Origin of the sequence: Streptomyces sp. NBC_01176, from assembly GCF_045039825.1 — a bacterium.
In the GTDB taxonomy this organism is placed as follows: Bacteria; Actinomycetota; Actinomycetes; order Streptomycetales; family Streptomycetaceae; genus Streptomyces.
The window spans coordinates 5257982-5281905 of sequence record NZ_CP108600.1 but is presented as its reverse complement, the minus strand read 5'-3'; the positions used below and the strand labels follow the sequence as shown (position 1 = coordinate 5281905).

Sequence of the window (23924 nt, the reverse complement as noted above, 5' to 3'; positions counted from 1 at the left end):
CGAGCTTGCGACGCTCAGCCAATGAAGCCCGCCGTGCCAGAGCCTTCGCCTCCACCGGAGAACGAGCCCCAGCCGTCGACGGCGGACGAACCCGTGTCCGTGCCCCGCCCGGGGCACTCCCGGTCGGACGAAGCCGTGAGCCGGGGAGCCGTCATCCGCCTCGCCGCGCTGCCGCCCGCCCGCTCCGACGCGCCGGTCTCGCGTCCGGCGCGGAAGAATGGGTCCATGAACCAGCCCAGCGCCCAGGCCCAGGTCCAGCACCCGCAGCCGTCCGTCGGTTCCATCGCCGCGCACCGGCCGCACACCGTCGCCGCCAACGTCTCCGACCTGGAGCCCGACCTCGACGCCGACCTCGACGCGTACGAGGACACGGTGCAGGACGGCATCCAGCTCCCGCAGGGCCGGTTCCTGGACCGGGAACGCAGCTGGCTGGCGTTCAACGAACGCGTCCTGGAGCTCGCCGAGGACCCGAGCACGCCCCTGCTCGAACGGGCGAAGTTCCTGGCGATCTTCGCCAGCAACCTGGACGAGTTCTTCATGGTCCGGGTGGCCGGACTCAAGCGCCGCATCGCGACCGGCGTCGCCACCAAGTCCGCCTCCGGGCTGCAGCCGCGCGAGGTCCTGGAGATGATCTGGGCCCGCTCGCGCGAGCTCATGGCCCGGCACGCGGCCTGCTACCAGGAGGACGTCGCCCCCGCGCTCGCGGAGGAGGGCATCCACCTGGTCCGCTGGAGCGAGCTCACCGAGAAGGAACAGGCCCGTCTCTTCACGCTCTTCCGGCACCAGATCTTCCCGGTCCTGACCCCGCTGGCGGTCGACCCCGCGCACCCCTTCCCGTACATCTCCGGCCTGTCCCTGAACCTGGCCGTGGTGGTGCGCAACCCGGTCAGCGGCCACCGGCACTTCGCGCGTGTCAAGGTCCCGCCGCTGCTCTCCCGCTTCCTGGAGGCCTCCCCGGACCGCTACGTCCCCATCGAGGACGTGATCGCGGCCCACCTGGAGGAGCTCTTCCCCGGCATGGAGGTGCTGGAGCACCACACCTTCCGCCTCACCCGCAACGAGGACCTCGAGGTCGAGGAGGACGACACCGAGAACCTGCTCCAGGCACTGGAGAAGGAGCTCATGCGCCGCCGCTTCGGGCCGCCGGTGCGCCTGGAGGTCGAGGAGTCCATCGACCGGTACGTCCTCGACCTGCTGGTACGGGAACTGAAGATTTCCGAGGCCGAGGTGTACCCGCTGCCGGGCCCGCTGGACCTCACCGGCCTGTTCGGCATCGGCGCCCTCGACCGGCCCGAGCTGAAGTACCCGAAGTTCATCGCGGGCACCCACCGCGACCTCGCGGAGGTCGAGTCGGCGTCCGCGCCCGACATCTTCGCCGCCCTGCGCGAGCGCGACGTCCTGCTGCACCACCCGTACGACTCCTTCTCCACCTCCGTACAGGCCTTCCTGGAGCAGGCGGCGAGCGACCCGGACGTCCTGGCGATCAAGCAGACGCTGTACCGGACGTCGGGCGACTCGCCCATCGTCGACGCGCTGATAGACGCCGCCGAGTCCGGCAAGCAGGTCCTCGTCCTCGTCGAGATCAAGGCACGCTTCGACGAACAGGCCAACATCAAGTGGGCCAGGAAGCTGGAGGAGTCCGGCTGCCACGTCGTGTACGGGCTCGTCGGACTGAAGACCCACTGCAAGCTGTCGCTGGTGGTACGGCAGGAGGGCGACACCCTGCGCCGCTACAGCCATGTCGGCACCGGCAACTACCACCCCAAGACCGCCCGGCTGTACGAGGACCTCGGACTGCTCACCGCCGACCCGCAGGTCGGCGCGGACCTCTCCGACCTCTTCAACCGGCTCTCCGGCTACTCGCGCCGCGAGACCTACCGCCGGCTCCTGGTCGCCCCCAAGTCGCTGCGCGACGGCCTGATCGCGCGGATCAACAAGGAAGTCCAGCACCACAACGCCGGACGCCCCGCCTACGTCCGCATCAAGTGCAACTCGATGGTGGACGAGGCGATCATCGACGCGCTGTACCGCGCGTCCCAGGCCGGAGTCCCCGTCGACGTGTGGGTGCGCGGCATCTGCGCGGTCCGGCCCGGCGTCACGGGCCTGTCCGAAAACATACGGGTCCGGTCCGTGCTCGGCCGCTTCCTGGAACACTCACGGGTCTTCGCGTTCGGTAACGGCGGCGAGCCCGAGGTGTGGATCGGCAGCGCCGACATGATGCACCGCAACCTCGACCGGCGGATCGAGGCCCTCGTCAGGATCACCGACCCGGCCCACCGGGCAGCCCTCAGCCGGCTGTTCGAGACCGGGATGTCGGACACCACCGCTTCCTGGCACCTGGGCCCGGACGGCGAATGGACCCGGCATGCGACCGACCAGGATGGCCAACCGCTGCGGAACGTCCAGGAGATGCTCATAGACGCCCGGAGGCGCCGGCGTGGCACAGCAACACCTTGACCCCACCGACCCCACGGCCGGGTCCTCACCCCGGCTGGCGGCCCCGCCCGACCGGCGGCACCCCCATGAGCAGGGCGGTACGCCCGTCGGCGAGGTCCTCGCGGACTATCTGCGGGACCAGGCCACGGAGTTCCTCCGTTCGCTGCGGCAGCACCGGGAGACCGGCGCCGCGGCGGGCGGCTCGGCGGATTCGGTCGACGCGGCGCGCGCCCTGCGCCGCTCGGCCCGCCGCATCAGCGGCACCCTGCACACCTTCCGGCCCCTCCTCGACACGGACTGGTCGGAGGGGATGCGCCCCGAACTCGCCTGGCTGTCGGGCACCTTGGCGCGTGAGCACGCCTACGCGGCCCGCCTGGAGCGGCTGCTCGGCGCGCTGAACCGGCTGTCGGGACCGTCCGCCTTCCCCGCGCAGTCCGCGGGGGGCGCCGACGTTCCGCCCAAGGGCCAGATGACCATCGGGGCGGCGAAGGCGGGCGCGCTGCTCGACCGGCAGCTGACCCTCGCCCGCACCCGGGCGCACTCGGCGGCACTCCAGGCGCTGGGATCCTCCCGTTTCCACGCGGTCGCGGACAGCGTCGCCGTGCTCGCGAGCGAGGTACCGCTCACCACCGCGGCCACCGCGGCCGACCTGCGGCCGCTGGCGGCCGCCGCACAGGACCGGCTCATCGACGCGGTCGCCGCGCTGCCGCTGCTCACCGCGGGCCATCCGTACAACGCGGAGGCCCTCGTGCACGGCCTCTCCGCGGACGCGGCTCCCCATCCCCAGGACGCGCCCTGGCACCAGGTCCGGCTGCTGCTGCGGCTGCACCGCTACGCGCGCGAGTGCCTCTACCAGGAGGGCGTCCCCTCCGACGTACGGCTGCTCGGCGCGGGTCAGGCCCTCGACCGGCACCGGGACGCGGCGGAGGCGGCCGCGGCCGCGGCGTCGGCGGCCCGCACCCCGCGCATCGCCCCGGCGACCGCGTACGCGCTCGGCGTGCTCCACGCGGACCAGCGGCACGAGGTGGAGGCGGCACGCTTCGCCTTCCAGCAGAGCTGGCAAAAGGAAGCCGTACGCACCCCCTGAGGGAGAGCCCATGACCGGCGGCACCGACATCATCCGGGCGGCGGGCTGCGTCCTGTGGCGCCGCTCGCCCGTCGACGGCGAGCTGGAGGTCTGTCTGGTCCACCGGCCGAAGTACGACGACTGGTCGCATCCCAAGGGCAAGCTCAAGCGCGCCGAGGACCCCCTGGCCGGCGCGCTGCGGGAGGTCGAGGAGGAGACGGGGTACTCCGCGGTACCGGGCGCCACGCTGCCCACGCTCGGATACCTCGTCGGCGGACGCACCAAGGAGGTCCGCTACTGGGCGGCCGAGGCGGCGGACGGCTGCTTCCGGCCGAACAGCGAGGTCGACCGCGTCCTGTGGCTCCCGCCGACCGCGGCCCGGCACCGCCTGACCCAGCCCAGGGACCGCGACCTGGTCGACGCGCTGCTGCACTCGCTGCATCTGGCGTAGGACCGTGCGGCCCTGGGACTCGGGCCCGGGAGGCGGCCGATGAGGTCCCGGGACACGGCTCATGAGAGATCGCGGTGCAGACCTTGTCGGTCACCATTCCGGCGCCCGTCGCTCCGGACCTGCTGGAGGGCCCGGACGGAGCGTGAGGTCCGGCGCACGCCGTCGCACCCCGTCCGGACTCCACGCCTGCGCGAGGCACCCGTGCGCCGTACACGTGCGCCGGGTCGCACCCGGTCCCGTCCCGCCTCTGGCGCCGAAACCTGAACGATTGCGGCTGGTTGCCTAGAGTTACCAATGAGACCCGAGTTGTCGGAAACCGCCCCGTGTCCTCGACGTAAGCGTTCCGTGACCTCACCGCACCGACCGCAGGGGTTCACCCTCCGTTCACTTATGGCCATCGGCGCCTTCACCTCTTCTGCCTAATTTCGGCCTTACGCGGTGCGGACCGCGCCCCGGGCAGGTCCTGGGACACGGCTTCCGCCTACCACCGACATCGCACGCCGCCACTCGACGGCGGCTCCTGGAAGGAACTCCCGAAAAGTGAAGCTTCAGCGCAAGAACCGGCTTCGCGCCCTCTCGCTCGGTGCCGTCGCCGTCTCCGGCGCCCTGGCCCTCACGGCGTGCGGCTCGGACGACACCGGTGGCAAGAGCAACGGTGGCGACAAGGCGACCTCTTCCGCCACCAGCGCCAGCGCCATCAAGTGCGACGACGCCAAGGGCCAGCTGCAGGCCTCCGGCTCCTCCGCGCAGAAGAACGCCATAGACGCCTGGGTGAAGGAGTTCACCCAGGCCTGCTCCGGCGTCCAGATCAACTACAACCCGACGGGTTCGGGCGCCGGCGTGACGGCGTTCACGCAGGGCCAGACCGCGTTCGCCGGTTCGGACTCCCCGCTGAAGCCCGAGGAGGTCGGCGCGGCCGCGAAGGCCTGTGGCGGCAACCCGGCCATCGACCTCCCGATGGTCGGCGGCCCCATCGCGATCGGCTACAACCTGCCGGGCGTGGACGGCCTCGTCCTCGACGCGTCCACCATCGCGAAGATCTTCGACGGCAAGATCACGAAGTGGAACGACGCCGCGATCGCGAAGCTCAACCCCACCGCGAAGCTGCCCAGCACCAAGATCCAGGCGTTCCACCGCTCGGACGAGTCCGGCACCACGGACAACTTCACCAAGTACCTGAAGGCCGTCGCCCCGTCCGACTGGAACTACTCCGGCGGCAAGGCGTGGCAGGCCAAGGGCGGCCAGTCCGCGCAGGGCTCCGCCGGTCTCGCCCAGCAGGTGAAGCAGACCGCCGGTGCGATCTCCTACTTCGAGCTCTCCTACGCCGCTGACGGCATCAGCACCGTCGACCTCAAGACGGACGCCCCCACTGCGGTGAAGGCCAGCGTCGAGAACGCCACCAAGGCGATCGCCAGCGCCGAGGTCAAGGGCAGCGGCAACGACCTGTCGCTCGGCCTGAACTACAAGCCGACCACCGAGGGCGCCTACCCGCTCACCCTGGTCACGTACGAGATCGTCTGCGAGAAGGGCAACAAGGCGGACACCCTGCCCGCCACGAAGGCCTTCCTCAACTACATCGCGAGCGAGGACGGTCAGAAGCTTCTGACCGACGCCAAGTACGCGCCCATCCCCGCCGAGATCATCACCAAGGTTCGCGCAGCCGTCTCGAGCCTGAGCTGACCTGAGTGTGCGGCCCGCCTCACCCGAGGCGGGCCGCACCGTCCGGTGCACCGCCGCCTGGAGCCGCCACCCCTTACGGTTCCGCAGACCGGAGAATCCTCATGGACATAACGACACAGAACACCGAAGCACCACCTCCCACCCCACAGACTTCCGCGCCCGGCACGAAGATCGCCGACCGCGGCGCCTCCCCCGTCGGAGACCGCGTCTTCATCGGCCTCTCCCGCGGGTCCGGCATCTTCCTTCTGGTGATCATGGCCGCCATCGCGGCCTTCCTCACCTATCGCGCGGCCAACGCGATCAGCGAGGACCACGGGAACTTCCTCACGACGTTCGAGTGGAACACCAACCTGCTGCCGCCGAGCTTCGGCATCGCGGTGCTGGCCTTCGGCACGGTGGTCTCCTCGATCATCGCCATGGCCCTCGCGGTCCCCGTCGCCGTCGGCATCGCGCTGTTCATCACGCACTACGCGCCGCGCAAGCTCGGCGGCCCCATCGCCTTCGTGATCGACCTGCTGGCCGCCGTCCCGTCCATCGTGTACGGCCTCTGGGGCGCCCTCGTCCTCGTCCCGCACATGGACGGCCTCTTCGGCTGGCTCGACCACTACTTCGGCTGGACCGGCATCTTCGACTGGCAGGGCGGCGCCCCCCGCTCGATGCTCACCGTCGGCGTCCTGCTCGCCATCATGATCCTGCCGATCATCACCAACGTGAGCCGCGAGGTCTTCCGCCAGGCTCCGCTGATGATCCAGGAGGCCGCGCTCGCGCTCGGCGCCACGCGCTGGGAGGTCATCCGCATGTCGGTGCTGCCCTTCGGCCGCTCCGGTGTGATCTCCGCCTCGATGCTGGGCCTCGGCCGCGCGCTCGGCGAGACGATGGCCGTCGCCACGGTCCTCTCGCCGACCTTCGAGATCAACGCCAGCCTGCTCGACCCGGGCGGCGGCACCTTCGCGCAGAACATCGCGAGCAAGTTCAGTGAGGCCACCCCGCTCGGCCAGGACGCGCTGATCGCCTCCGGTCTCGTCCTGTTCGTCATCACCCTGCTGGTCAACGGCGGCGCGCGGATGATCATCAACCGCCGCAAGGAGTACTCGGGGGCCAACGCATGAGCCACGCATCCGTCACCGAGAGGCGCCCCAGCAGCCTGCGCGGCGCCAGTCTCCCCTCGTGGTCCCCGTGGGGGATCGCCGTGGGCGCGCTCGTCCTCGCCGTGGTCATCGGACTGGTGGGCGGCCTCGACAGCAAGGTCCAGTGGGGCCTGATCGCCGCGATCCTCTTCATCCTCGGCACGTACGGCATCTCGGCCCGCGTCGAGGGTCGTCGCCAGGCCAAGGACCGGGTCGCAACCAGCCTCGTCTGGGTCTGCTTCCTCGTCGCCATCGTCCCGCTGGCCTCCCTGATCTGGGAGACCGCCAAGCGTGGCGTAAAAGTCTTCGACGTCTACTTCCTGACCCACTCCATGGGTGTGGTCGCCGACACCGAGACCGGTGGCGGCATCTACCACGCGATCATCGGCACCCTGGAGCAGGTCGGCATCGCCACCCTGATCGCCGTGCCGATCGGTGTGCTCACCGCCGTCTACCTGGTGGAGTACGGGCGCGGCAAGCTCGCCAAGGCCGTCACCTTCTTCGTCGACGTCATGACGGGCATCCCGTCGATCGTCGCCGGCCTGTTCATCCTCAGCTTCTGGATCCTGATCCTGGACATGGGCTACTCCGGCTTCGCCGGTTCGCTCGCCCTGTCGATCCTGATGATGCCGGTCGTGGTCCGCTCCACGGAGGAGATGCTCAAGCTCGTACCGAACGAGCTGCGCGAGGCCTCCCTCGCACTGGGCGTCCCGAAGTGGCGCACCATCATCAAGGTGGTCCTGCCGACCTCCATCGGCGGTATCACCACGGGTGTGATGCTCGCGGTCGCCCGCATCACGGGCGAGACCGCCCCGGTGCTGCTCCTGGTCTGGGGCACGAACTTCATCAACACGAACCCGTTCTCGGACCCGCAGGCCTCGCTGCCGCTGTACATCTACCAGCAGTACGCGAACAGCGCCGGCTCCGGCGCGGCCTACGACAGGGCCTGGGCGGCGGCACTCGCGCTCATCGCCTTCGTCATGATCCTGAACCTGGCGGCCCGCGGCATCGCCCGCTGGAAGGCCCCGAAGACGGGCCGCTGACGCGGCCAATCAGCGACCCGAACCTCTCGAAAGAAGCAGTGACTGACATGGCCAAGCGAATCGACGTGAGCGGTCTGACCGCTTACTACAGCGCCCATAAGGCGATCGAAGACATCTCGATGACGGTCGAGCCGCGCTCGGTGACGGCCTTCATCGGCCCCTCCGGCTGCGGCAAGTCGACCTTCCTGCGCACCCTCAACCGGATGCACGAGGTCACCCCCGGCGGCCGTGTCGACGGCAAGGTCCTCCTGGACGACGAGGACCTGTACGGCCAGGGCGTCGACCCCGTCGCCGTGCGCCGCACGATCGGCATGGTCTTCCAGCGCCCCAACCCCTTCCCCACCATGTCGATCTTCGACAACGTGGCGGCGGGTCTCAAGCTCAACGGCTCCTACCGGAAGTCCGAGCTCAACGACATCGTCGAGAAGTCCCTCAAGGGCGCGAACCTCTGGAACGAGGTCAAGGACCGCCTGAACAAGCCCGGCTCGGGCCTGTCCGGCGGCCAGCAGCAGCGACTGTGCATCGCGCGGGCGATCGCGGTGGAGCCGCAGGTCCTTCTCATGGACGAGCCGTGCTCGGCCCTGGACCCGATCTCCACCCTCGCCATCGAGGACCTGATCGGTGAGCTGAAGGAGCGCTTCACGATCGTCATCGTGACGCACAACATGCAGCAGGCCGCCCGCGTCTCCGACCGCACCGCGTTCTTCAACCTGGCCGCGGTGGGTCAGCCCGGGCGCCTCATCGAGATCGACGACACGGAGCGGATCTTCTCCAACCCGTCGGTCCAGGCCACCGAGGACTACATCTCGGGCCGCTTCGGCTGAGCCGACCCCCACGAACCCCTCGCGGTGCTGCATGGCGGTGCCACCGCGAGGACGAGAAGGGCCCGCCCCCGGCTCCCGGGGGCGGGCCCGCTCCCGTTCCGGCCCGAACGGCCTCGCCCCCGATCGCCGGACGGGCTGAGACCTGAGCTGAGAACGAGACCCGCCACAGAGACACCCGACCCACGCTGACCGCTCACGCCGCAGATCCCGGCGTGCGCTGAGGATTCCGGCCGAAGCGATGCCCTCCAGCCCGTCCGGCGTTCGAGGACGAGCCCTTCGGACGATCAGGGGTCCAGTGGGCGGAGCTCCCTTGGCGGGGCACGGAGGCGGGCCCCCGCAGAATGCCCTCGGCCAGAGCTACCAGCGGGGTCCTGCGCGAAGCCGCACACCGGCGTCCAGGGCGAAGCCCCAAGCCAGGAACCTGGGCGAAGCCGCACGTCGGCGTCCGGGGGGCAAAGCCGCACACCGGGATCCGGAGACGAAGCCCCACGCCAGGGGTCCGAAGGCAAAGACCCACGCCGAGGTCCGGAGACGAAGCCCCACGCCAGGGGTCCAAAGACAAAGACACACGCCGGGATCCGGAGACGAAGCCCCACGCCAGGGCACTGGGCAAAGCCGCACGTCAGCGCCCGGGGGACACAACCCCAAGCCGGCATCCAGAGCTTCCAAGCCGGGGTCCGGGGCGGAGCCCCAAGCCGGGGTCCGGGGCGGAGCCCCAGGTACGGGATGGGTCGGGTAGGGGCGGCGGGGGCGAGAGAAACCGGTCACCAACCCCCGCAGGGACCAGAATCCCTACAGGAACGCCAGGTCAACAACCCAGAAGCTGGCGGCAGCCACCAACGCCGCCGCCGGCATGGTGATGAACCACCCCAGCACGATGTTCTTGGCGACACCCCACCGCACGGCGTTCACCCTCTTGGTCGCCCCCACACCCATGATCGCGGAAGTGATCACATGCGTCGTGGAGATGGGCGCCTTGAACAGAAACGCCGTGGCGAACATGATCGACGCCCCGGTGGTCTCCGCGGCGAACCCCTGCGGCGGATCCAGCTCGATGATCTTCCGCCCCAGCGTCCGCATGATCCGCCACCCACCCGCGTACGTACCGAGGGACAGCATCACGGCGCAGGAGATCTTCACCCACACCGGAATCGGGTCGTCGGCGCCCTGGACGTCACCGATGACGAGCGCCATCACGACGATACCCATCGTCTTCTGCGCGTCCTGCAGACCGTGCCCGAGCGCCATACCGGCCGCCGAAACGGTCTGGGCTATCCGAAAACCCCTCTTGGCCTTGTGCGGGTTGGCCCGGCGGAACAGCCACATGATCGCGCACATCACCAGATAGCCGCCGATCAGACCGACGACCGGCGACAGGAACATCGGGATGATGACCTTGTCCAGGACGCCGGACCACAGGACGGTCGTACCGCCCGCGAGCGCCGCCCCCACCAGACCGCCGAACAACGCGTGCGACGAGGACGAGGGAAGACCGAAGTACCAGGTGACGAGGTTCCAGACGATGGCCCCGATGAGCGCGGCGAAGAGGATGCCCATCCCCTTGGAGCCCTGGGGCGTCGCGATCAGACCACTGCTCACGGTGTGCGCGACCCCGCTGCCGAGGAACGCGCCCGCGAGGTTCATCACCGCGGCCATGGCGAGCGCGGCCCGGGGGGTCAGCGCACGGGTGGACACGGACGTGGCGATGGCGTTCGCCGAATCGTGGAAGCCGTTCGTGTACGTGAATCCGAGCGCGACCCCGATGGTCACGATCAGCGCAAAGGTGTCCACGAAGCCTCAGGACTCCTTGACGGCGATGGTCTCCACCGTGTTCGCCACGTGTTCGAACGCGTCGGCCGCTTCCTCCAGCACATCCACGATCTGCTTGAGCTTCAGCACCTCGATGGCGTCGTACTTGCCGTTGAAGAGCTGGGCGAGCAGCTTGCGGTGGATCTGGTCGGCCTGGTTCTCGAGGCGGTTGACCTCGATCCAGTACTCGGTGAGGTTGTCCATGGTCCGCAGGTTCGGCATCGCCTCGGCGGTCAGCTCGGCCGCCCGCGCCAGCACCTCGATCTGCTGCTCCACGCCCTTGGGGAGCTCCTCGACCTGGTACAGCACGACCAGGTCGACGGCCTCCTCCATGAAGTCCATGATGTCGTCGAGGGACGAGGCCAGGTTGTAGATGTCCTCGCGGTCGAAGGGGGTGATGAAGGAGGAGTTCAACTGGTGGAAGATCGCGTGCGTCGCATCGTCACCGGCGTGCTCGGCTGCCCGCATACGCTCTGCGATCTCGGCTCGGGCGGAGGCGTCGGCCCCGAGCAGTTCCATCAGGAGTTTCGAGCCCGTGACGATGTTGTCCGCGGATGCGGAGAACATGTCGTAGAAGCTCGTCTCCCTGGGGGTCAGACGAAATCGCACGTGAGGTCCTCGGGGTCCTTTTGTTTCGGTCAGGCTGATGCTAGGCGCATCATCCGGCCACGGCTAACCGGCCGTCCCCCAGTGTCGCCCATGAGGCACAGTGATCAGCACAGGGTCCGGTCCCGGCATCGGGCAAGGGCCCTATACCCAACGAAGTTCGATACCATATACCTACCAGGGGTATATGTAACCGACCTTTCCGGCGGGATCAGCAGGAGGACGCGATGACGACCACCGAGGCCGGCGCGCCGGTGCCCTCCGGTGACACGCGGGAGACCGCGGAGGCGGTCGTGACCGACCACGACCGCGGTGTCCACGGCTACCACAAGCAGAAGGACGAGCACCTCAAGCGCCTGCGCCGGATCGAGGGCCAGATCCGCGGTCTGCAGCGCATGGTCGACGAGGACGTCTACTGCATCGACATACTCACGCAGGTCTCCGCCTCCACCAAGGCCCTGCAGTCCTTCGCCCTCCAGCTCCTGGAGGAGCACCTGCGCCACTGCGTCGCGGACGCGGCCCTCAAGGGCGGCGACGAGATCGACGCGAAGGTCGAGGAAGCCACGAAGGCGATCGGCCGGCTGCTGCGTACCTGAGGGCCGTCACCGTCCGCCCCCTCGCGACCCGGCACCCACCAGGCGGGGGGGGCGTGGCGGCAGGACCTACTGCTCCGTGCCGCTCTCCCGCGCACGTTCTTCAGCCACTTTCAGCACCTCGTCGATGCTCTCCAGGCTGAGCCGGTCCTCATGGGCGGCCGACGCCGCGATGATCAGATCGCCGCACAGCTCGATCTCGGCGAGGGCCACGTGGTCCTGAACTGCCGTACCGCCGACCGGAGCCACGCGCGTCACCTCTTCCTGCCGTCACCGACTTCCTAGAGTAGGGAGCGGCCTACACACCGCGCATGGCACGGAAGGGCCATTTCCAGCCCCCAACCCCGCCTCCCACGAGGAGCCCGCGCGGCAACTCCGCGCGCCCTCCGGTCCGGGCCCCTACCCGGACTTCGCCGGCCCGCACGGCGTACCGCACACCCTTCACCCCGCGCTTTCCGCACCTCTACGGCTCCGCGATCTTCCCCGCGAAGATGTCCCCGGACTCGGGAAGCCGGACGGGCGCCGGGACCCCGAAGTCGTACAGCAGGGTCGTCGAGGTGACCGCGACCGTACCCCTGTGCTGGCCGTTGACGAAGCTGAACCGGCACCGCAGCGTGCGGATCCGTCCCTCGTCGTCGAGATAGACGTCGAACGGGACCTCGGGGGTGGCGAACCCTTTCGCCGCCGCCCGCAGCGCCTCCCGGTTCCCCTTCGACGCGCTCCGTGCGGCGAGGTCCAGGTCGGCGGTCCCGCGATAGTGCGCCACCGGGACCCCCGCCACCTCCGTCCGGCCGGCGTACGTCGCCGTCCGCGCCCCGCGCAGCAACTCGGCCGCGGCGAACGGGTCGGTGGCACCGCCGGTCACCAGATTCCCGTCGGAGAGCGTGGCCGTGTCGACGCGCACCCACTTGTCGGCCGGGACACCCGCGCCACGGTTCTTCATGAACAGGGCTCCCGGGGCGAGGAGTTCGGTGATCGGCCGATGCTCCTCGGCACCGGCCGGGTCCTGCGGCAGCTCCACCGTGAGCTGCCCCGACTGCTTCCTGAAGTCGTAGACACCCTCGCCCCGGATGGTGACGCGGGTCCCGCCGGTGGCCATCTCCATCGACGTACGGGCCCGCGCGCTGCCGGCCCGCTCCAGGGTGGCGGCGGCGCGGTGCAGCAGCTCGGCGGAGACGGTGCCCGAGCGGGTGCCCACGGCGGCGGGGCGTGCGTCCTCGGCACCGGCACGGCCTGCCGAACATCCGGCGACGCAGCACATGAGCCCCGCCACCGCGACCGCGAGAACGCGCGCGTCCGTCCGCCTGCCCTGCTGCGCCACCATCGTCCGCCGACCCCCAGCCGGTCCGTCCCGGGCCTCCTGTCGTACCGGTTAACGACGAGTAGGGGCGCTCGTCACGCGGGCGCGATTCCGTTTGCTTGCCTTGGGTAACGTTACGGACGTGGCGCAGCAGGACGACATCCCATTCGCCGGAGAACACCGGACCATCACGGTCGAGCAGGGCCGCTTCTGCGTGGCCCGCTGCTCCTGCGGCTGGAGAGGCCCCGCCCGCCGGGCCCGCAGTCTCGCCCGCACGGACGCGGAGTCCCACACGACGCCGTCGCTCGCCTGACCGCATCCCTGCCCCGCACGCCCGCACGCCCTCGCACGCGAGGGCCGGGCAGGCGCGAAGCCCCCGACGGGAGCCCGGATTCGGGGTGGGATGCCCGTGATATCCGTCATAGGGGGATCACGGTCCTGTAGCGGTTGCGTTCTTCGCCCGTCCGTTGTGGAACCCTCGGAACCGGTCACCCGTCTCGTCCCACGGGAACCGAGCGGGAGGCTCACATGCAACGGCGAATATTCATAGGCGGCGGCGCGGCCGTACTCGCGGCGGCGGTCACCACCGCGTGCAACGGGAAGGACGGGGCGGCCACCAGGACGACGTCCGGGGCCGCGGAGACGTCCAGCACCGCCGTCCGCACGACTTCGGGCGCCACCCCCGCCGGCGTCCGCGCCGCGGCGAACTGGACCGCCCTCGCCAAGGACCTGGACGGCCCCCTGGTCCGCCCCGGCGACCGTGCCTGGCCCGCGGCGCACCAGCTGTACAACACCCGCTTCGACGCGCTGAAGCCCACCGCCGTCGCGTACGCCGCCCACGCGGACGACATCCGTACGGCCATGGCCTACGCCCGCGCCCACCACATACCGCTGTCGATCCGCAACGGCGGCCACTCCTACGCGGGCTGGTCCTCCGGCGACGGCCGACTGATCCTCGACGTCTCCAAGCTGAACAAGATCCGGGCGTCCGCGAACGAGGCCGTCGTCGGCGCCGGCTCCAAGCTGATCGACGTCTACCGCGCCCTCGCCGCGAAGGGCGTCACCATCCCCGCGGGTTCCTGCCCGACCGTCGGCGTCTCCGGTCTGACCCTCGGCGGCGGCCACGGCGTCGTGTCCCGGGCCTACGGCCTGACCTGCGACAGCCTCACCCAGGCGACGCTGATCACGGCGGACGGCAAGCAGCTCGTCGCGAACGCGAGCGAGCACAAGGACCTCTTCTGGGCGCTGCGCGGCGCCGGCAACGGCAACTTCGGTGTCGTCACCGAGCTCCGTTACAAGACCCACCCCGCCCCGCAGGCCGTCTCCGCGTACCTGTCCTGGCCGTGGGCGAAGGCCGCCGCCGTGGTGAAGGCGTGGCAGGAGTGGGGACCGGACCAGCCGGACGAGATCTGGTCGTCGCTGCATCTCGCGAACGCCGCCGGGGGCACCCCCACCGTCTCCGTCGCCGCCTTCTCCCTGGGCACCTACGGCGAACTCCAGAACGCCGTGGACCGCCTGGCCGACCGGGTCGGCGCCCCCGCCTCCAGCGTCTCCCTCAAGAAGCGCTCGTACGAGGAGTCGATGGAGGTGTACGCGGGCTGCTCCTCCTTCCCCACCGACCCCCAGTGCCATCTGCCGGGCACGACGCCGGGCCGTTCCGCGCAGGGCGCCCTCGGCCGCGAGACGTACGCGGCCCGTTCGGACTTCTTCGACCGCTCGATCTCCGCGGCCGGCATCCAGACGCTCCTGAACCAGATGGCCGCGGTCCGCGGCGGCGCGGGCAGCATCGCGCTCACCGCCCTGGGCGGCGCGGTCAACCGGGTCTCTCCCACCGCGACGGCCTTCGTGCACCGCCGCTCCCGGATGCTCGCCCAGTACATCGCCTCCTGGCAGGCGGGCACCTCCGGCACCACGGCCCAGTCCTGGCTGACCTCGGCGCACACGGCGATGGCCCGCCACGCCTCCGGCGCCGCCTACCAGAACTACACGGACCCGACCCTCACGGACTGGCGCAAGGCGTACTACGGCGACGCGGCGCCCCGCCTCACCGCTCTGAAGAAGCAGTACGACCCGGACCGCTTCTTCTCGTTCCCGCAGGCGCTGTAGAAACCGTCGGCTCCAGAGGCCGTCGGCTGCGGAAGCTGCCCCCGCGCGGCCCGGTGGGAACCGGGCCGCGGCCGGAGGCGGCGGCTACGCCGCCAGGTCGGGCTCTTCGGGCCGCTCCGCCCGCGCCTCCGGAATCCGCGCCCGCTGTCCCGTGAGCCCCGCGCGCCGCGCCCGCACGAGCCGGCCGGCCCGCGGGGACCGCTCGACGGCCTTCATGACCGGCGTCAGCAGGGCCATGGCGAGCGGGGACAGCAGCAGCGCGACGGCCGTGCCGAGGGCGAATCCGCCGATGACGTCCGTCGGGTAGTGCACGCCCAGGTAGACCCGGCAGAACCCCTCGACGAGCGCGAGCCCTATCCCGGCCAGGCCGAACTTCCGGTGCACGACGAACAGGCCGACCCCCATCGCCATCGTGAGCGTCGCGTGGTCGCTCACGAAGGAGAAGTCGGTCTTGCCCGCCACCAGGACATCGAGTCCCTGGTGGTCGACGAACGGCCGGGGCCGCTCCACGAAACCTCTTATCGGCACGTTCACCAGCACCGCGATTCCGGCGGCCAGCGGCGCCCACACCAGCCCGGCCACGGACGACGCCGCGCCCTCGCCACCGCCGCGCCGCACGGTCCACCAGCACCACAGCACCAGCAGGACCATGGCCAGCAGCAGTCCGTACTCGCCCACGAGCTCCATGCCCCGGTCGAACCAGTGCGGTGCGCCCTTGGCGAGGCCGTTGATGTCGTAGAGCAGGTCGACGTCGGGGTTCGAACCGGATTCGGCGAGTCCAGCCATGGTGCTGCGGCCCCTTCGTCGTCTTTCCCGCGGGCACACCCTTTCGCGCGCCGCTCGATCCACCCCGTGATGTGTAGAACCGCGGCCCGGAGGTCCTGGATCCGCTCTACGTCATCAGGAACGCACAGTCCCGTTCAGTACGTTCCACACTCCACCGAATGATCACGCAGACGTTATCGAAGAGAGATACATCGCCGCAGCTCAGGGGGTGGGTTCAGACCGTCGTCGGCAGTGCTTTCGCGCCATCCTCGGTCACGCGCGTCGCCCCGAAGTAGTCGGGGGTGTCGATCGGGTCGAAGCGGATGACGGCGCCCGTCCGCGGTGCGTCGATCATGTAGCCGCCGCCCACGTAGATCCCCACGTGCCGGATGGCCCGGGAGTTGGTGAGGTCGTCGGAGAAGAACACCAGGTCCCCCGGCAGCAGTTCCTCGCGGGCGGGGTGCGGCCCGGCGTTGTACTGGTCGTTGGCGACCCGCGGCAGGGTGACCCCGACGCTTTCGTACGCGGCCTTCGTCAGACCCGAGCAGTCGAAGCGCCCGCCCTGGTCAGCGGTGCCGTTGCCGCCCCACAGATAGGGCGTGCCGAGCTTCTTCTGCGCGTAGTAGATCGCCGCGGCGGCCTGCCGTGACGGATCGACCCGGTTCACGGGCCGGGCGAAGCTCTTCTCCAGGGTCGTGATCGTCTTCACGTAGTTCCGGGTCTCCCGGTACGGCGGAACACCCCCGTATCTGATGACGGCGTACGCCCCCGCGTTGTAGGCGGCGAGCATGTTCTCCGTGATGTTCCCCGGCGCGTCCTTGACGTACGAGGCGAGCTGGCAGTCGTACGAGGCGGCCGACGGAATCGCGTCATTCGGATCCCATACGTCGCGGTCGCCGTCCCCGTCGCCGTCGACTCCGTGCGTGGCCCACGTCCCCGGGATGAACTGCGCTATCCCTTCGGCCTTCGCCGGGCTCCTGGCGCTCGGATTGAATCCGCTCTCCTGGTACAGCTGGGCGGCCAGCAGCGCGGGGTTGATCGCGCCGCACAGGTTTCCCCACTTCTGTACGAGCGTCTGGTACGCGGCCGGTACCGCGCCCTTGGCGAGCCCGACCGAGCCGCCCCCGACCCCGTTCGCGAGGTTGCCCGCGACGACGTAGACCCCGACGACGAGCAGCATCACGAAGGAGAGTCCCGCCCCGGCGACAGCGGCCGCCACGACCCATGCCTTACGCACCGTCAACCGCCCTTCGCCGCCCAGGAGTCCGCCGACGCCAGTGTAGAGGCGGCCCCCGCGCCGCGGGACGATCACACACAAGGAGAAACCGCATGTGGCGGCCCTGTCCGGGCGCCTGCCGCACCCCTTGCGCAACTCCCCTGTCCCGCAAGGCGGTAACACGCCAAAGGGGACACCCCGCTATGGCCAAAAGGCGTCCGCGCGCGGCGCGGCGCTCCCCCGCTACTGCTCCTGTGTCGACCGGTACAGGGCCCGCGCCTCGTCCCCGAGAACCACGCTGTACGAGATGTCGTCGGTGTCCCCGCCGGCCTCGTGGCCGCCGATGACTCCGACGACCTCCCCGTACCCGTTCACCCAGGGGCTGCCGCTCGTGCCGCCGGCGAAGGCGGGGCAGGCGATGCGCTGCTGGGTGCGGCTGTGGACGGTGGGCCTGTTCGTGCACGTGATCGGCACTTCGAGGGTGCTGGGGTAGCCGGTGACGGTCACCGCGGTCGCGCCGGTCTCCCGCCCCGTGACGAACGCGTTGCCGCCGACGACGTCCTCGACGCCCTTGCCGCCCCGGTCGGCGACGGTGGCGAAGGCGACATCGCTGTCCTCGTCCTGGGCGCCGGTCCACGCGTCACCGACGTACGTCCTGCGGATCTCCCAGATGCCGTACGGCGCCTTCCCGTCGCGGTATCCGGGCGCGAAGCGGAGCTTTCCGCCGCCGTCCAGGCAGTGCGCGGCGGTCACGAGCAGGTTCCGTCCCCTGCTGTGCACGACGGACGCCGTACAGAAGTGGCCGCCCTCCAGAGCGCCGCTGCCCCCGAACAGCGCGCCGACACGAGAGGCCGCCACGGTGCCGGAGGCCCGCGCGGTCACGCCGAGGGGCCCGCGGCCGTCATCGGCCGCCGCCACGGAGGCCGATGTCACGGCCAGCACCGCGACCGCGACGAACAGGGCGTTCCGCCTGGCACCAGGGGGACGAGTGATGCGCTTCATCGGTTCATACTCTGGCTCACGGATCTGAGAGAAATCCTGAAACCACCTTGAGAAATTGGCATGAGTCGCCCGACGGAATCCGCCGTACGGCCTACGCCCACCGACCGTCCTCTCTCGCACTCCGATCAAATGACGTCACGCTACGTTACTCCAGTCACGCCCTCCGCGCGCGGCGGCCGGATATCCACAGCCTGTGGACACCCGCCCCGCACACCGCCCCGAGGCCTCCACGGCCCAGGTACCCCCGAACCCCGACGGGACACGGGCCGCCCCGACGGCGCTGCACGGGGCCGTGTCAGGACGCGGTCGGGGAACCGCCGCCCGCGGACTCCCCGTCCCCGGCACCCCCGCCGTACGCCGCGGCCGTACGGGCCGCGGCCTCCCGGGCGGCACCCTCGGGCTCTCCGGCCGCGAGGCTCGCCCGGTACCAGCCCTCGCTGCTCAGCGTCACGAACCGGCGCCCCTCCTCGGAAGCGAGCCAGGCCGTGCTCTCCTTCGGGTCCACGGACGGCCCGGACGACAGATGGGCGGCGAGCCCCATCAGACCGAGGTCCCAGCCGACACCGACCGCGCCCGGTCCGTACTGCGCCCAGCGCTCGTCGTCGACGTGCGCGATGTGCGCCAGCTCGAAGCGCGTCACGGCTTCCGCCACCGCCGTCAGCCTGACCTCGATCCAGCTGACCTCACCGCCGAACTCCCAGGTCGCGGCGAAGCCCCGGGGCGGGTCGCAGCGCTCGACGGTGCCGCCCGCGTTGCCCTCCAGCTGGTAGGTGCCGCCGAGCCTCAGCTCCCCGGAGACCGGCAGGAACCAGCGCGGGATGCGCCGGGCGTTGGTGCAGGCGTCCCAGACCTCCTCGCGCGTCACGTCGTACGTCTGGCGCACCGTCACCACCCGGGCCTCGCCCGCCCTCCCGGAACGGGTACCGACCTGCCGCCTCACCGCGTCGATCTGATGGCTGACGTCGATCATGGAGTGCTCCTCGGATCCGCTCGCTCGGCGGCCATCTCACCACCGAAGGCCTCCGAAGCCGCGCAACTCCACGCGTTTCCCGCGAGCCCGGCCGAGCCGACGCCGGGCGACGGGACCGCACCCCGCACCCCCGCTCCGCGACAGCCCTCGTCAAGTACCGCTCGCACCAAGGCCTCCCGCCCCGCATCCTCACCAACGGCTGTCCCTGCAGAGCCAGTCGGGCCGGTACGACGGCGAAACGGGCCGCGGCGACCGGCCACGGCCCGTTTCCGTGCGCCACGGCGACGGGGATAGCCTGCGTGACAGTGATCGGGCGTCCACATCCGGCAGACGCGCGACCCGGAGAACATCGGCTCGACAACCCGTCAGAATCGGGACGCGTCCGCAGCACACCTACGAGGCGAGCAGGGCGACTGTCCCGCGCACTTCGTAGAAGGGGTTAACGACGGAACCACACCACAGGTTCCGCATCTACTTCATTGCCCGGCGTGACCTGCCGTGATACACAGAGTGACCATACGACTCTCCGCATACCGGCGCACGCCTCCCGAATGGGGCCCGCGTGCGCCGGTCGCAAGGGATTCGTACGAAACCCGCCAATCAATGACGCCAAGTCGACATGCGACAGCGTCATTGTCGGCGAGAATGGGCCCGACCTCTGCGCGCAGTGGCAGGGGGTGCAGAACTACCCACTAGGGGCGGTGACTTACATGCTTTTCGCAGCCGACAAGGGCGACATCACCACAATCATCGGCGGGATCGCCCCGGACTGGGGTCCCTTCGGCAGCCTGGGCAACGAAGCCAAGACGATGATCCAGGTCGTGATGGCGGTCGCCATCCTGCTCTGCCTCGGGATCGCGATCTGGGGAGCGGCCAAGCAACGCATCGGCGCGACGGCGCTGCGCGACACCTTCAGCGCGGAACAGGGCAAGGGCCTGATCATCGCGGGCCTCACCGGGGTCTTCATCATCGGGTCCCTGGGCACGCTGTTCACCATCGTGTACGGCATGGCCGTCTAGCCCCGGCCGGGGCGCCCGGCTTCGCTCTCCTCCGTCTGTCCGATCCACCTGTCCGTCGCGCCCACCGGCTGAGGTTGCGTTTCCCTGATGTCGAGTCACCACACCGCGTCCGCGCGGAAACCAGCACGGCTACCGTCGTACTACGCGATTCAGCAGAGGTTGAGGGGGCGTACGCGGCATGAGTCTCGGTGACGAACCCGGATACGGGGACGGCTCCCGCGGCGACGACGGGAGATACGGGGGCACGGGCCAGACCCGGACCCGGCTCCCCGACCGCCCCGGCGACGTCTACGGCGGCGCCCGCCGTGGACGCTCGTCCTCACGCAGCCTGGTCACGGTGGTCGGCGTCGTGGTCCTCCTGATCGCCGCGATCGCCTTCGCGAACCGTGGAGGAGACGATTCCCCTTCGTCGGGCAACGGCGGCGGAAGCGGTGGCGACAAGTCCAGGACCTCCCCCACGGCGGCTTCCGGGGAGCGGCCGGTCGATTCGAAGCCCGGAAGCATCCCGGCGGGATTCGCTCACAGCGAGCAGGGGGCACAGAGCGCGGCGGCGAACTACGGTGTGGCGCTGGGATCGACCGGGATGTTCGACTCCGACCAGCGGCACGCGATCGTCGCCACGGTGTACGCGCCCGAAGTCGCCGACGCCCGTCAGTCGGATCTCGACGCCGCTTACTCCAGCGAGAAGTTCCTGACCAACATCGGTCTCGACAAGGACGGCGCTGCGCCCGCCGGTCAGACCTTCGTCTCACGGGTCATCCCGGTGGGCACCAAAGTCACGTCCGCCGGTCCCGACAGCGCCACCGTTGATCTCTGGTACACATCGCTTTTCGGTCTGTCCGGCCAGGGATCAACGAACCCCGTGTCGGAGAGTTGGTACACGACCACGTACAAACTCAAGTGGATCAGTGGGGACTGGAAGGTAACGGACTTCTCGCAGAAGGACGGGCCGGTCCCGGTCGGACGCGACCAAAGGGCCTCCACCGCCGACGACATGACCAAGGCTGTCGAAGAGTACGGAGGGTTCACGTATGCCCGCTAGCCGCCGCGTACTCAAAGTCGCCGCCGCTGTCACGGCCGTTCAGGCCACGACGGTGCTGCTGGCGACTCATGCCCTCGCCGCCCCCAAACCTTCGCCGACGACGAGCAACGACCCTTGCGACCTCATCCGTGGCCCCGCCAAGGACTACTGCGAAAAGGGCGGCCGTTCCGGCGGCACCGCCGGCTCGCCCCCCAGCCTCACCTCCACCCTCGACCCCCTCTCCTCCCTCGCCAAGGGCTGCGCCGACGCCGCGTCCTGGACCATCGACAAGCTCTCCTCCGCGGTCAACGACACGGCGAACGTCGACTTCACGAACCCCAAGTTCCTCCAGCAGTACGCCGTCGTCTTCGCGGCGTCGACGATCCTCACCCTCCTCCTGTGGCTGCTCGCCGTGGCGAAGAGGGCGGTCCGGGGCGTCCCCCTCGGCACCGCACTCTCCGAGGCCATCGGCTTCCTCTGGCTCACGGTGCTGGCGTCCGCGTTCACCCCGCTGATCCTCTACACCGTCGTCTCGGCCTCCGACGGCGTCACCGACGTCCTCGCCAAGACCACCGGCAACCAGACCGACACCTTCTTCGGGACCTTCTCCGGCGCACTCGCCAAGGGCGAGAACATCGGCGGCGGCCCGATCATGCTGATCGTCGTGTCCCTGGTCTCGATCCTCGCCGCCGGCGTCCTGTGGCTCGAGCTCGTCATCCGCGCCGCACTCCTCTACGTCGGCGCCCTCCTCGGCACCGTCGTGTACGCGGGTCTCGTCGACAAGAATCTGTGGGGCCACGTCCGCCGCTGGGCCGGCGTCATGATCGCCGTCATCCTGGTGAAACCGGTGATCGTGATAGTGCTGGGCCTGGCCGGCGCCCTGTCGACCGACAACGGTCCGGACTCCTTCTCCGCCGTCGTCTCCGGCCTCGCCATCATCCTGCTCGCCATCTTCGCCAGCGCCATGATCTACCGCTTCGTCCCCGGCTTCGGCGACGAGATCGCGAACTCCCGCAACAACCGCATCATGCAGGGCGCCGAAGGCAAGGCCGCAGCCGTGATCAGCTCCCCGGCCACCCTCGTCGCCCAGGGCATCAAGACCCACAGCACCCGCGCCGACAACAACGGCGGCGGTGGCGGAGGCAACAGCGGCAACCAGCCGCCCCGCCCCGCCAACCCCGCCTCCGGCGGCGTGGCGGCGCACAGCACACGTACACCGAACGGAGGCGGCGGATCCGTCCCGGCCGCCGCGCCGCCGCCACGTACGAGTCCCACCGGAAACACCCGCAACAGCAGTTCCAACCGCACGGGAGGTGAAGGGCGTTGACGACCGAGTCCCACGTGTCCCATCCGGTCACGCCCCGCCGTACATATCTGATCGGCCGCGCCCGGCCGAACGCGATGGTCGGCCGGAATCGCGAGTCCGGCGAGATCGTGCTCATCATCGCGGGCGCGTTCCTCGGCATGATGTGCGGTCTGCTCGTCCCCGTACTGTCCCTGCGGATCGTGCTGCTGATGGGCTTCCCGCTGGTCGCCCTCGCCGCGGTGTACGTCCCGTACAAGCGCCGCACGTTCTACAAGTGGTTCGAGATCAACCGCAGTTACAAGCGCAGTCTGCGCCGCGGCACGGCCTACCGCAGCAACGTCATGGAGGCCGGCACGCACCTCGACGGCCGGGAGATCGAGATCGGACCGCCGCCCGGCATCGGGCGGATCTCCTGGCTCGCGGCCCCCTTCGGGCCCGACGAGATCGCCGTGCTCCTGCACGCCGACCGCCGCACCGTCACGGCCGCCATCGAGATCGAGGGCCCGGGCGTCGGCCTGCGCGACAGCGAGGACCAGGAAGCCCTCGTCGACCGCTTCGGCACCCTCCTCAAGCACGTCGCGAACGGCGACGGCTTCGTCACCCGTCTCCAGATGCTCGCCCGCACGCTCCCCGCCGACCCGGACGCCCACGCGAAGGACGTCGCCGTACGCGGGGACGAGAAGTCCCCCGGCTGGCTGCAGCAGTCGTACGACCAGCTCCAGTCCATGGTGTCCACCAGCAGCGAGCAGCACCGCGCCTATCTCGTCGCCTGCATGCACTGGACCCGCGAACTCGCCGCCGAGGCCCAGGCCATGGCGCGGGCGGCCCGGCCCCAGGGCGGCAAGAAGCTGGACCGCGACGCGGGTCTCGCCGTCGTCATGGCCCGCGAGCTGACCGACATCTGCTCGCGGCTCCAGGAAGCCGACATCCGCGTACGCCAGCCCCTCGGCCAGGGCCGGCTCTCCTCCCTCGTGCACTCCATGTACGACCCCGACCACCCCATCGACCACATCCAGGCGATGACGAAGCGCAACGCGTGGCCCGCCGAGCTCGACGCCATGGAGCCCACCTACCTCCAGGCGAAGACCCGGGAGTCCTCCACCCGCGCGCCCTGGTGCCACGCCACGGCCTGGGTGAAGGAGTGGCCGATGACCCCGGTCGGCGTCAACTTCCTCGCCCCGCTGCTGGTCCACACCCCGGACGTCATCCGCACGGTCGCCGTCACCATGGACCTCGAACCCACCGAGATCGCCATCGAGCGCATGCTGACCGAGAAGACCAACGACGAGGCCGAGGCCAGCCGCCAGGCCAAGATGAACCGCACGGTCGACCCGCGCGACATCGCCTCCCACAACCGCCTCGACCAGCGCGGCGAGGACCTCGCGAGCGGCGCCGCCGGTGTGAACCTCGTCGGCTACATCACCGTCTCCTCCCGCTCCCCCGAGGCCCTCGCCCGCGACAAGCGCACCATCCGCGCCTCGGCCGGCAAGTCGTATCTGAAGCTGGAGTGGTGCGACCGCGAGCACCACCGGGCCTTCGTCAACACGCTCCCCTTCGCCACCGGTATTCGGAGGTAAGGCCCTG

At 70.1% G+C, this 23924-nt stretch carries 22 protein-coding genes; 14 read left to right on the top strand and 8 right to left on the bottom strand.

Translation table 11 applies throughout. The features are described 5' to 3' along the window. Window positions 1-225: 225 nt before the first annotated feature. The 7 genes from OG199_RS22770 (at window position 226) to pstB (ending at window position 8627) form a co-directional block, all read left to right on the top strand. Complete coding sequence (locus OG199_RS22770) at window positions 226-2457, top strand: RNA degradosome polyphosphate kinase (protein WP_187285603.1); 2232 nt, start codon at window positions 226-228, stop codon at window positions 2455-2457. Next, window positions 2438-3523, top strand: coding sequence for a CHAD domain-containing protein (locus tag OG199_RS22765; protein ID WP_402172356.1), 1086 nt, complete (start codon window positions 2438-2440; stop codon window positions 3521-3523). The genes OG199_RS22770 and OG199_RS22765 overlap by 20 nt, the downstream gene beginning before the upstream one ends. Before the next feature lie 10 nt (window positions 3524-3533). Further along, on the top strand, window positions 3534-3953 hold the full coding sequence (locus OG199_RS22760; protein WP_405831004.1) for an NUDIX hydrolase: 420 nt from the start codon (window positions 3534-3536) through the stop codon (window positions 3951-3953). A gap of 540 nt (window positions 3954-4493) precedes the next feature. Next, on the top strand, window positions 4494-5633 hold the full coding sequence (gene pstS, locus OG199_RS22755; protein WP_405831002.1) for a phosphate ABC transporter substrate-binding protein PstS: 1140 nt from the start codon (window positions 4494-4496) through the stop codon (window positions 5631-5633). A 101-nt stretch (window positions 5634-5734) separates the two neighbouring features. Beyond that, window positions 5735-6742: a phosphate ABC transporter permease subunit PstC gene (gene pstC, locus OG199_RS22750; protein WP_356799978.1), complete on the top strand. Its 1008-nt coding sequence runs from the start codon at window positions 5735-5737 to the stop codon at window positions 6740-6742. Next, window positions 6739-7803, top strand: coding sequence for a phosphate ABC transporter permease PstA (gene pstA, locus OG199_RS22745; protein WP_405831000.1), 1065 nt, complete (start codon window positions 6739-6741; stop codon window positions 7801-7803). Before pstC ends, pstA begins: the two co-directional genes overlap by 4 nt. A 47-nt stretch (window positions 7804-7850) precedes the next feature. Continuing rightward, window positions 7851-8627, top strand: a complete 777-nt coding sequence (gene pstB / locus OG199_RS22740) for a phosphate ABC transporter ATP-binding protein PstB (RefSeq protein ID WP_266700092.1) — start codon at window positions 7851-7853, stop codon at window positions 8625-8627. Window positions 8628-9419: 792 nt separating this feature from the next. Here pstB and OG199_RS22735 read toward each other — a convergent pair. Together OG199_RS22735 and OG199_RS22730 are read right to left on the bottom strand one after the other, a co-directional pair. Beyond that, the gene (locus OG199_RS22735) at window positions 9420-10418 is read right to left on the bottom strand and encodes an inorganic phosphate transporter (RefSeq protein WP_356799981.1); all 999 of its coding nucleotides are present in this window, start codon (window positions 10416-10418) and stop codon (window positions 9420-9422) included. A gap of 6 nt (window positions 10419-10424) precedes the next feature. Further along, window positions 10425-11045 carry a DUF47 domain-containing protein gene (locus tag OG199_RS22730; RefSeq protein WP_148009124.1) on the bottom strand — a complete coding sequence of 207 codons (621 nt, stop codon included), beginning with the start codon at window positions 11043-11045 and terminating at the stop codon, window positions 10425-10427. 224 nt (window positions 11046-11269) lie between these two features. Between OG199_RS22730 and OG199_RS22725 the strand changes: the two genes are divergently transcribed. Beyond that, window positions 11270-11638, top strand: a complete 369-nt coding sequence (locus OG199_RS22725) for a metal-sensitive transcriptional regulator (RefSeq protein ID WP_356799983.1) — start codon at window positions 11270-11272, stop codon at window positions 11636-11638. Between the two features lie 66 nt (window positions 11639-11704). Here the strand turns inward: OG199_RS22725 and OG199_RS22720 are convergent, their stop codons facing one another. Both OG199_RS22720 and OG199_RS22715 read right to left on the bottom strand, forming a co-directional pair. Beyond that, a complete protein-coding gene (locus OG199_RS22720) occupies window positions 11705-11893 on the bottom strand; it encodes a hypothetical protein (RefSeq protein WP_356799985.1) in 189 nt (62 codons plus the stop codon). Window positions 11894-12098: 205 nt separating this feature from the next. After that, on the bottom strand, window positions 12099-12959 hold the full coding sequence (locus OG199_RS22715; RefSeq protein ID WP_356799987.1) for a hypothetical protein: 861 nt from the start codon (window positions 12957-12959) through the stop codon (window positions 12099-12101). 118 nt (window positions 12960-13077) lie between these two features. On the opposite strand from OG199_RS22715, the gene OG199_RS22710 reads away from it, so the two are divergent. Both OG199_RS22710 and OG199_RS22705 read left to right on the top strand, forming a co-directional pair. Further along, window positions 13078-13248 (top strand): hypothetical protein, encoded by a 171-nt coding sequence (locus tag OG199_RS22710; protein WP_356799989.1) that lies wholly within the window; start codon window positions 13078-13080, stop codon window positions 13246-13248. Window positions 13249-13463: 215 nt separating this feature from the next. Further along, entirely contained in the window at window positions 13464-15041 is a 1578-nt protein-coding gene (locus tag OG199_RS22705) for an FAD-binding oxidoreductase (RefSeq protein ID WP_356799991.1), read from the top strand. An 84-nt stretch (window positions 15042-15125) separates the two neighbouring features. Here the strand turns inward: OG199_RS22705 and OG199_RS22700 are convergent, their stop codons facing one another. From OG199_RS22700 to OG199_RS22685, 4 genes are all read right to left on the bottom strand, one after another. Continuing rightward, a complete protein-coding gene (locus OG199_RS22700) occupies window positions 15126-15827 on the bottom strand; it encodes a phosphatase PAP2 family protein (RefSeq protein WP_405830997.1) in 702 nt (233 codons plus the stop codon). A gap of 214 nt (window positions 15828-16041) precedes the next feature. Then, complete coding sequence (locus tag OG199_RS22695; protein WP_356807043.1) at window positions 16042-17049, bottom strand: bifunctional lytic transglycosylase/C40 family peptidase; 1008 nt, start codon at window positions 17047-17049, stop codon at window positions 16042-16044. 216 nt (window positions 17050-17265) lie between these two features. Further along, on the bottom strand, window positions 17266-18024 hold the full coding sequence (locus OG199_RS22690) for a trypsin-like peptidase domain-containing protein (RefSeq protein ID WP_356807040.1): 759 nt from the start codon (window positions 18022-18024) through the stop codon (window positions 17266-17268). A 295-nt stretch (window positions 18025-18319) separates the two neighbouring features. Beyond that, a complete protein-coding gene (locus OG199_RS22685) occupies window positions 18320-18994 on the bottom strand; it encodes an SRPBCC family protein (protein WP_356807038.1) in 675 nt (224 codons plus the stop codon). A 710-nt stretch (window positions 18995-19704) separates the two neighbouring features. Here OG199_RS22685 and OG199_RS22680 point away from each other — a divergent pair. From OG199_RS22680 to OG199_RS22665, 4 genes are all read left to right on the top strand, one after another. Continuing rightward, entirely contained in the window at window positions 19705-20013 is a 309-nt protein-coding gene (locus tag OG199_RS22680; protein WP_054232206.1) for a hypothetical protein, read from the top strand. Between the two features lie 178 nt (window positions 20014-20191). Further along, the gene (locus OG199_RS22675) at window positions 20192-21055 is read left to right on the top strand and encodes a hypothetical protein (RefSeq protein ID WP_405830995.1); all 864 of its coding nucleotides are present in this window, start codon (window positions 20192-20194) and stop codon (window positions 21053-21055) included. Further along, a complete protein-coding gene (locus OG199_RS22670) occupies window positions 21045-22361 on the top strand; it encodes a hypothetical protein (RefSeq protein WP_405830994.1) in 1317 nt (438 codons plus the stop codon). Before OG199_RS22675 ends, OG199_RS22670 begins: the two co-directional genes overlap by 11 nt. Beyond that, window positions 22358-23917: an SCO6880 family protein gene (locus OG199_RS22665; protein ID WP_356807034.1), complete on the top strand. Its 1560-nt coding sequence runs from the start codon at window positions 22358-22360 to the stop codon at window positions 23915-23917. The genes OG199_RS22670 and OG199_RS22665 overlap by 4 nt, the downstream gene beginning before the upstream one ends. Window positions 23918-23924 lie beyond the last annotated feature (7 nt).

Coding starts and splice junctions, on each gene's coding strand:
- OG199_RS22685 (WP_356807038.1), bottom strand. CDS start 18,994: ATGATCGACGTCAGCCATCAGATCGACGCGGTGAGGCGGCAGGTCGGT.
- pstA (WP_405831000.1), top strand. CDS start 6,739: ATGAGCCACGCATCCGTCACCGAGAGGCGCCCCAGCAGCCTGCGCGGC.
- OG199_RS22725 (WP_356799983.1), top strand. CDS start 11,270: ATGACGACCACCGAGGCCGGCGCGCCGGTGCCCTCCGGTGACACGCGG.
- OG199_RS22705 (WP_356799991.1), top strand. CDS start 13,464: ATGCAACGGCGAATATTCATAGGCGGCGGCGCGGCCGTACTCGCGGCG.
- pstB (WP_266700092.1), top strand. CDS start 7,851: ATGGCCAAGCGAATCGACGTGAGCGGTCTGACCGCTTACTACAGCGCC.
- pstC (WP_356799978.1), top strand. CDS start 5,735: ATGGACATAACGACACAGAACACCGAAGCACCACCTCCCACCCCACAG.
- OG199_RS22770 (WP_187285603.1), top strand. CDS start 226: ATGAACCAGCCCAGCGCCCAGGCCCAGGTCCAGCACCCGCAGCCGTCC.
- OG199_RS22715 (WP_356799987.1), bottom strand. CDS start 12,959: ATGGTGGCGCAGCAGGGCAGGCGGACGGACGCGCGCGTTCTCGCGGTC.
- OG199_RS22760 (WP_405831004.1), top strand. CDS start 3,534: ATGACCGGCGGCACCGACATCATCCGGGCGGCGGGCTGCGTCCTGTGG.
- OG199_RS22670 (WP_405830994.1), top strand. CDS start 21,045: ATGCCCGCTAGCCGCCGCGTACTCAAAGTCGCCGCCGCTGTCACGGCC.
- OG199_RS22680 (WP_054232206.1), top strand. CDS start 19,705: ATGCTTTTCGCAGCCGACAAGGGCGACATCACCACAATCATCGGCGGG.
- OG199_RS22690 (WP_356807040.1), bottom strand. CDS start 18,024: ATGAAGCGCATCACTCGTCCCCCTGGTGCCAGGCGGAACGCCCTGTTC.
- OG199_RS22700 (WP_405830997.1), bottom strand. CDS start 15,827: ATGGCTGGACTCGCCGAATCCGGTTCGAACCCCGACGTCGACCTGCTC.
- OG199_RS22675 (WP_405830995.1), top strand. CDS start 20,192: ATGAGTCTCGGTGACGAACCCGGATACGGGGACGGCTCCCGCGGCGAC.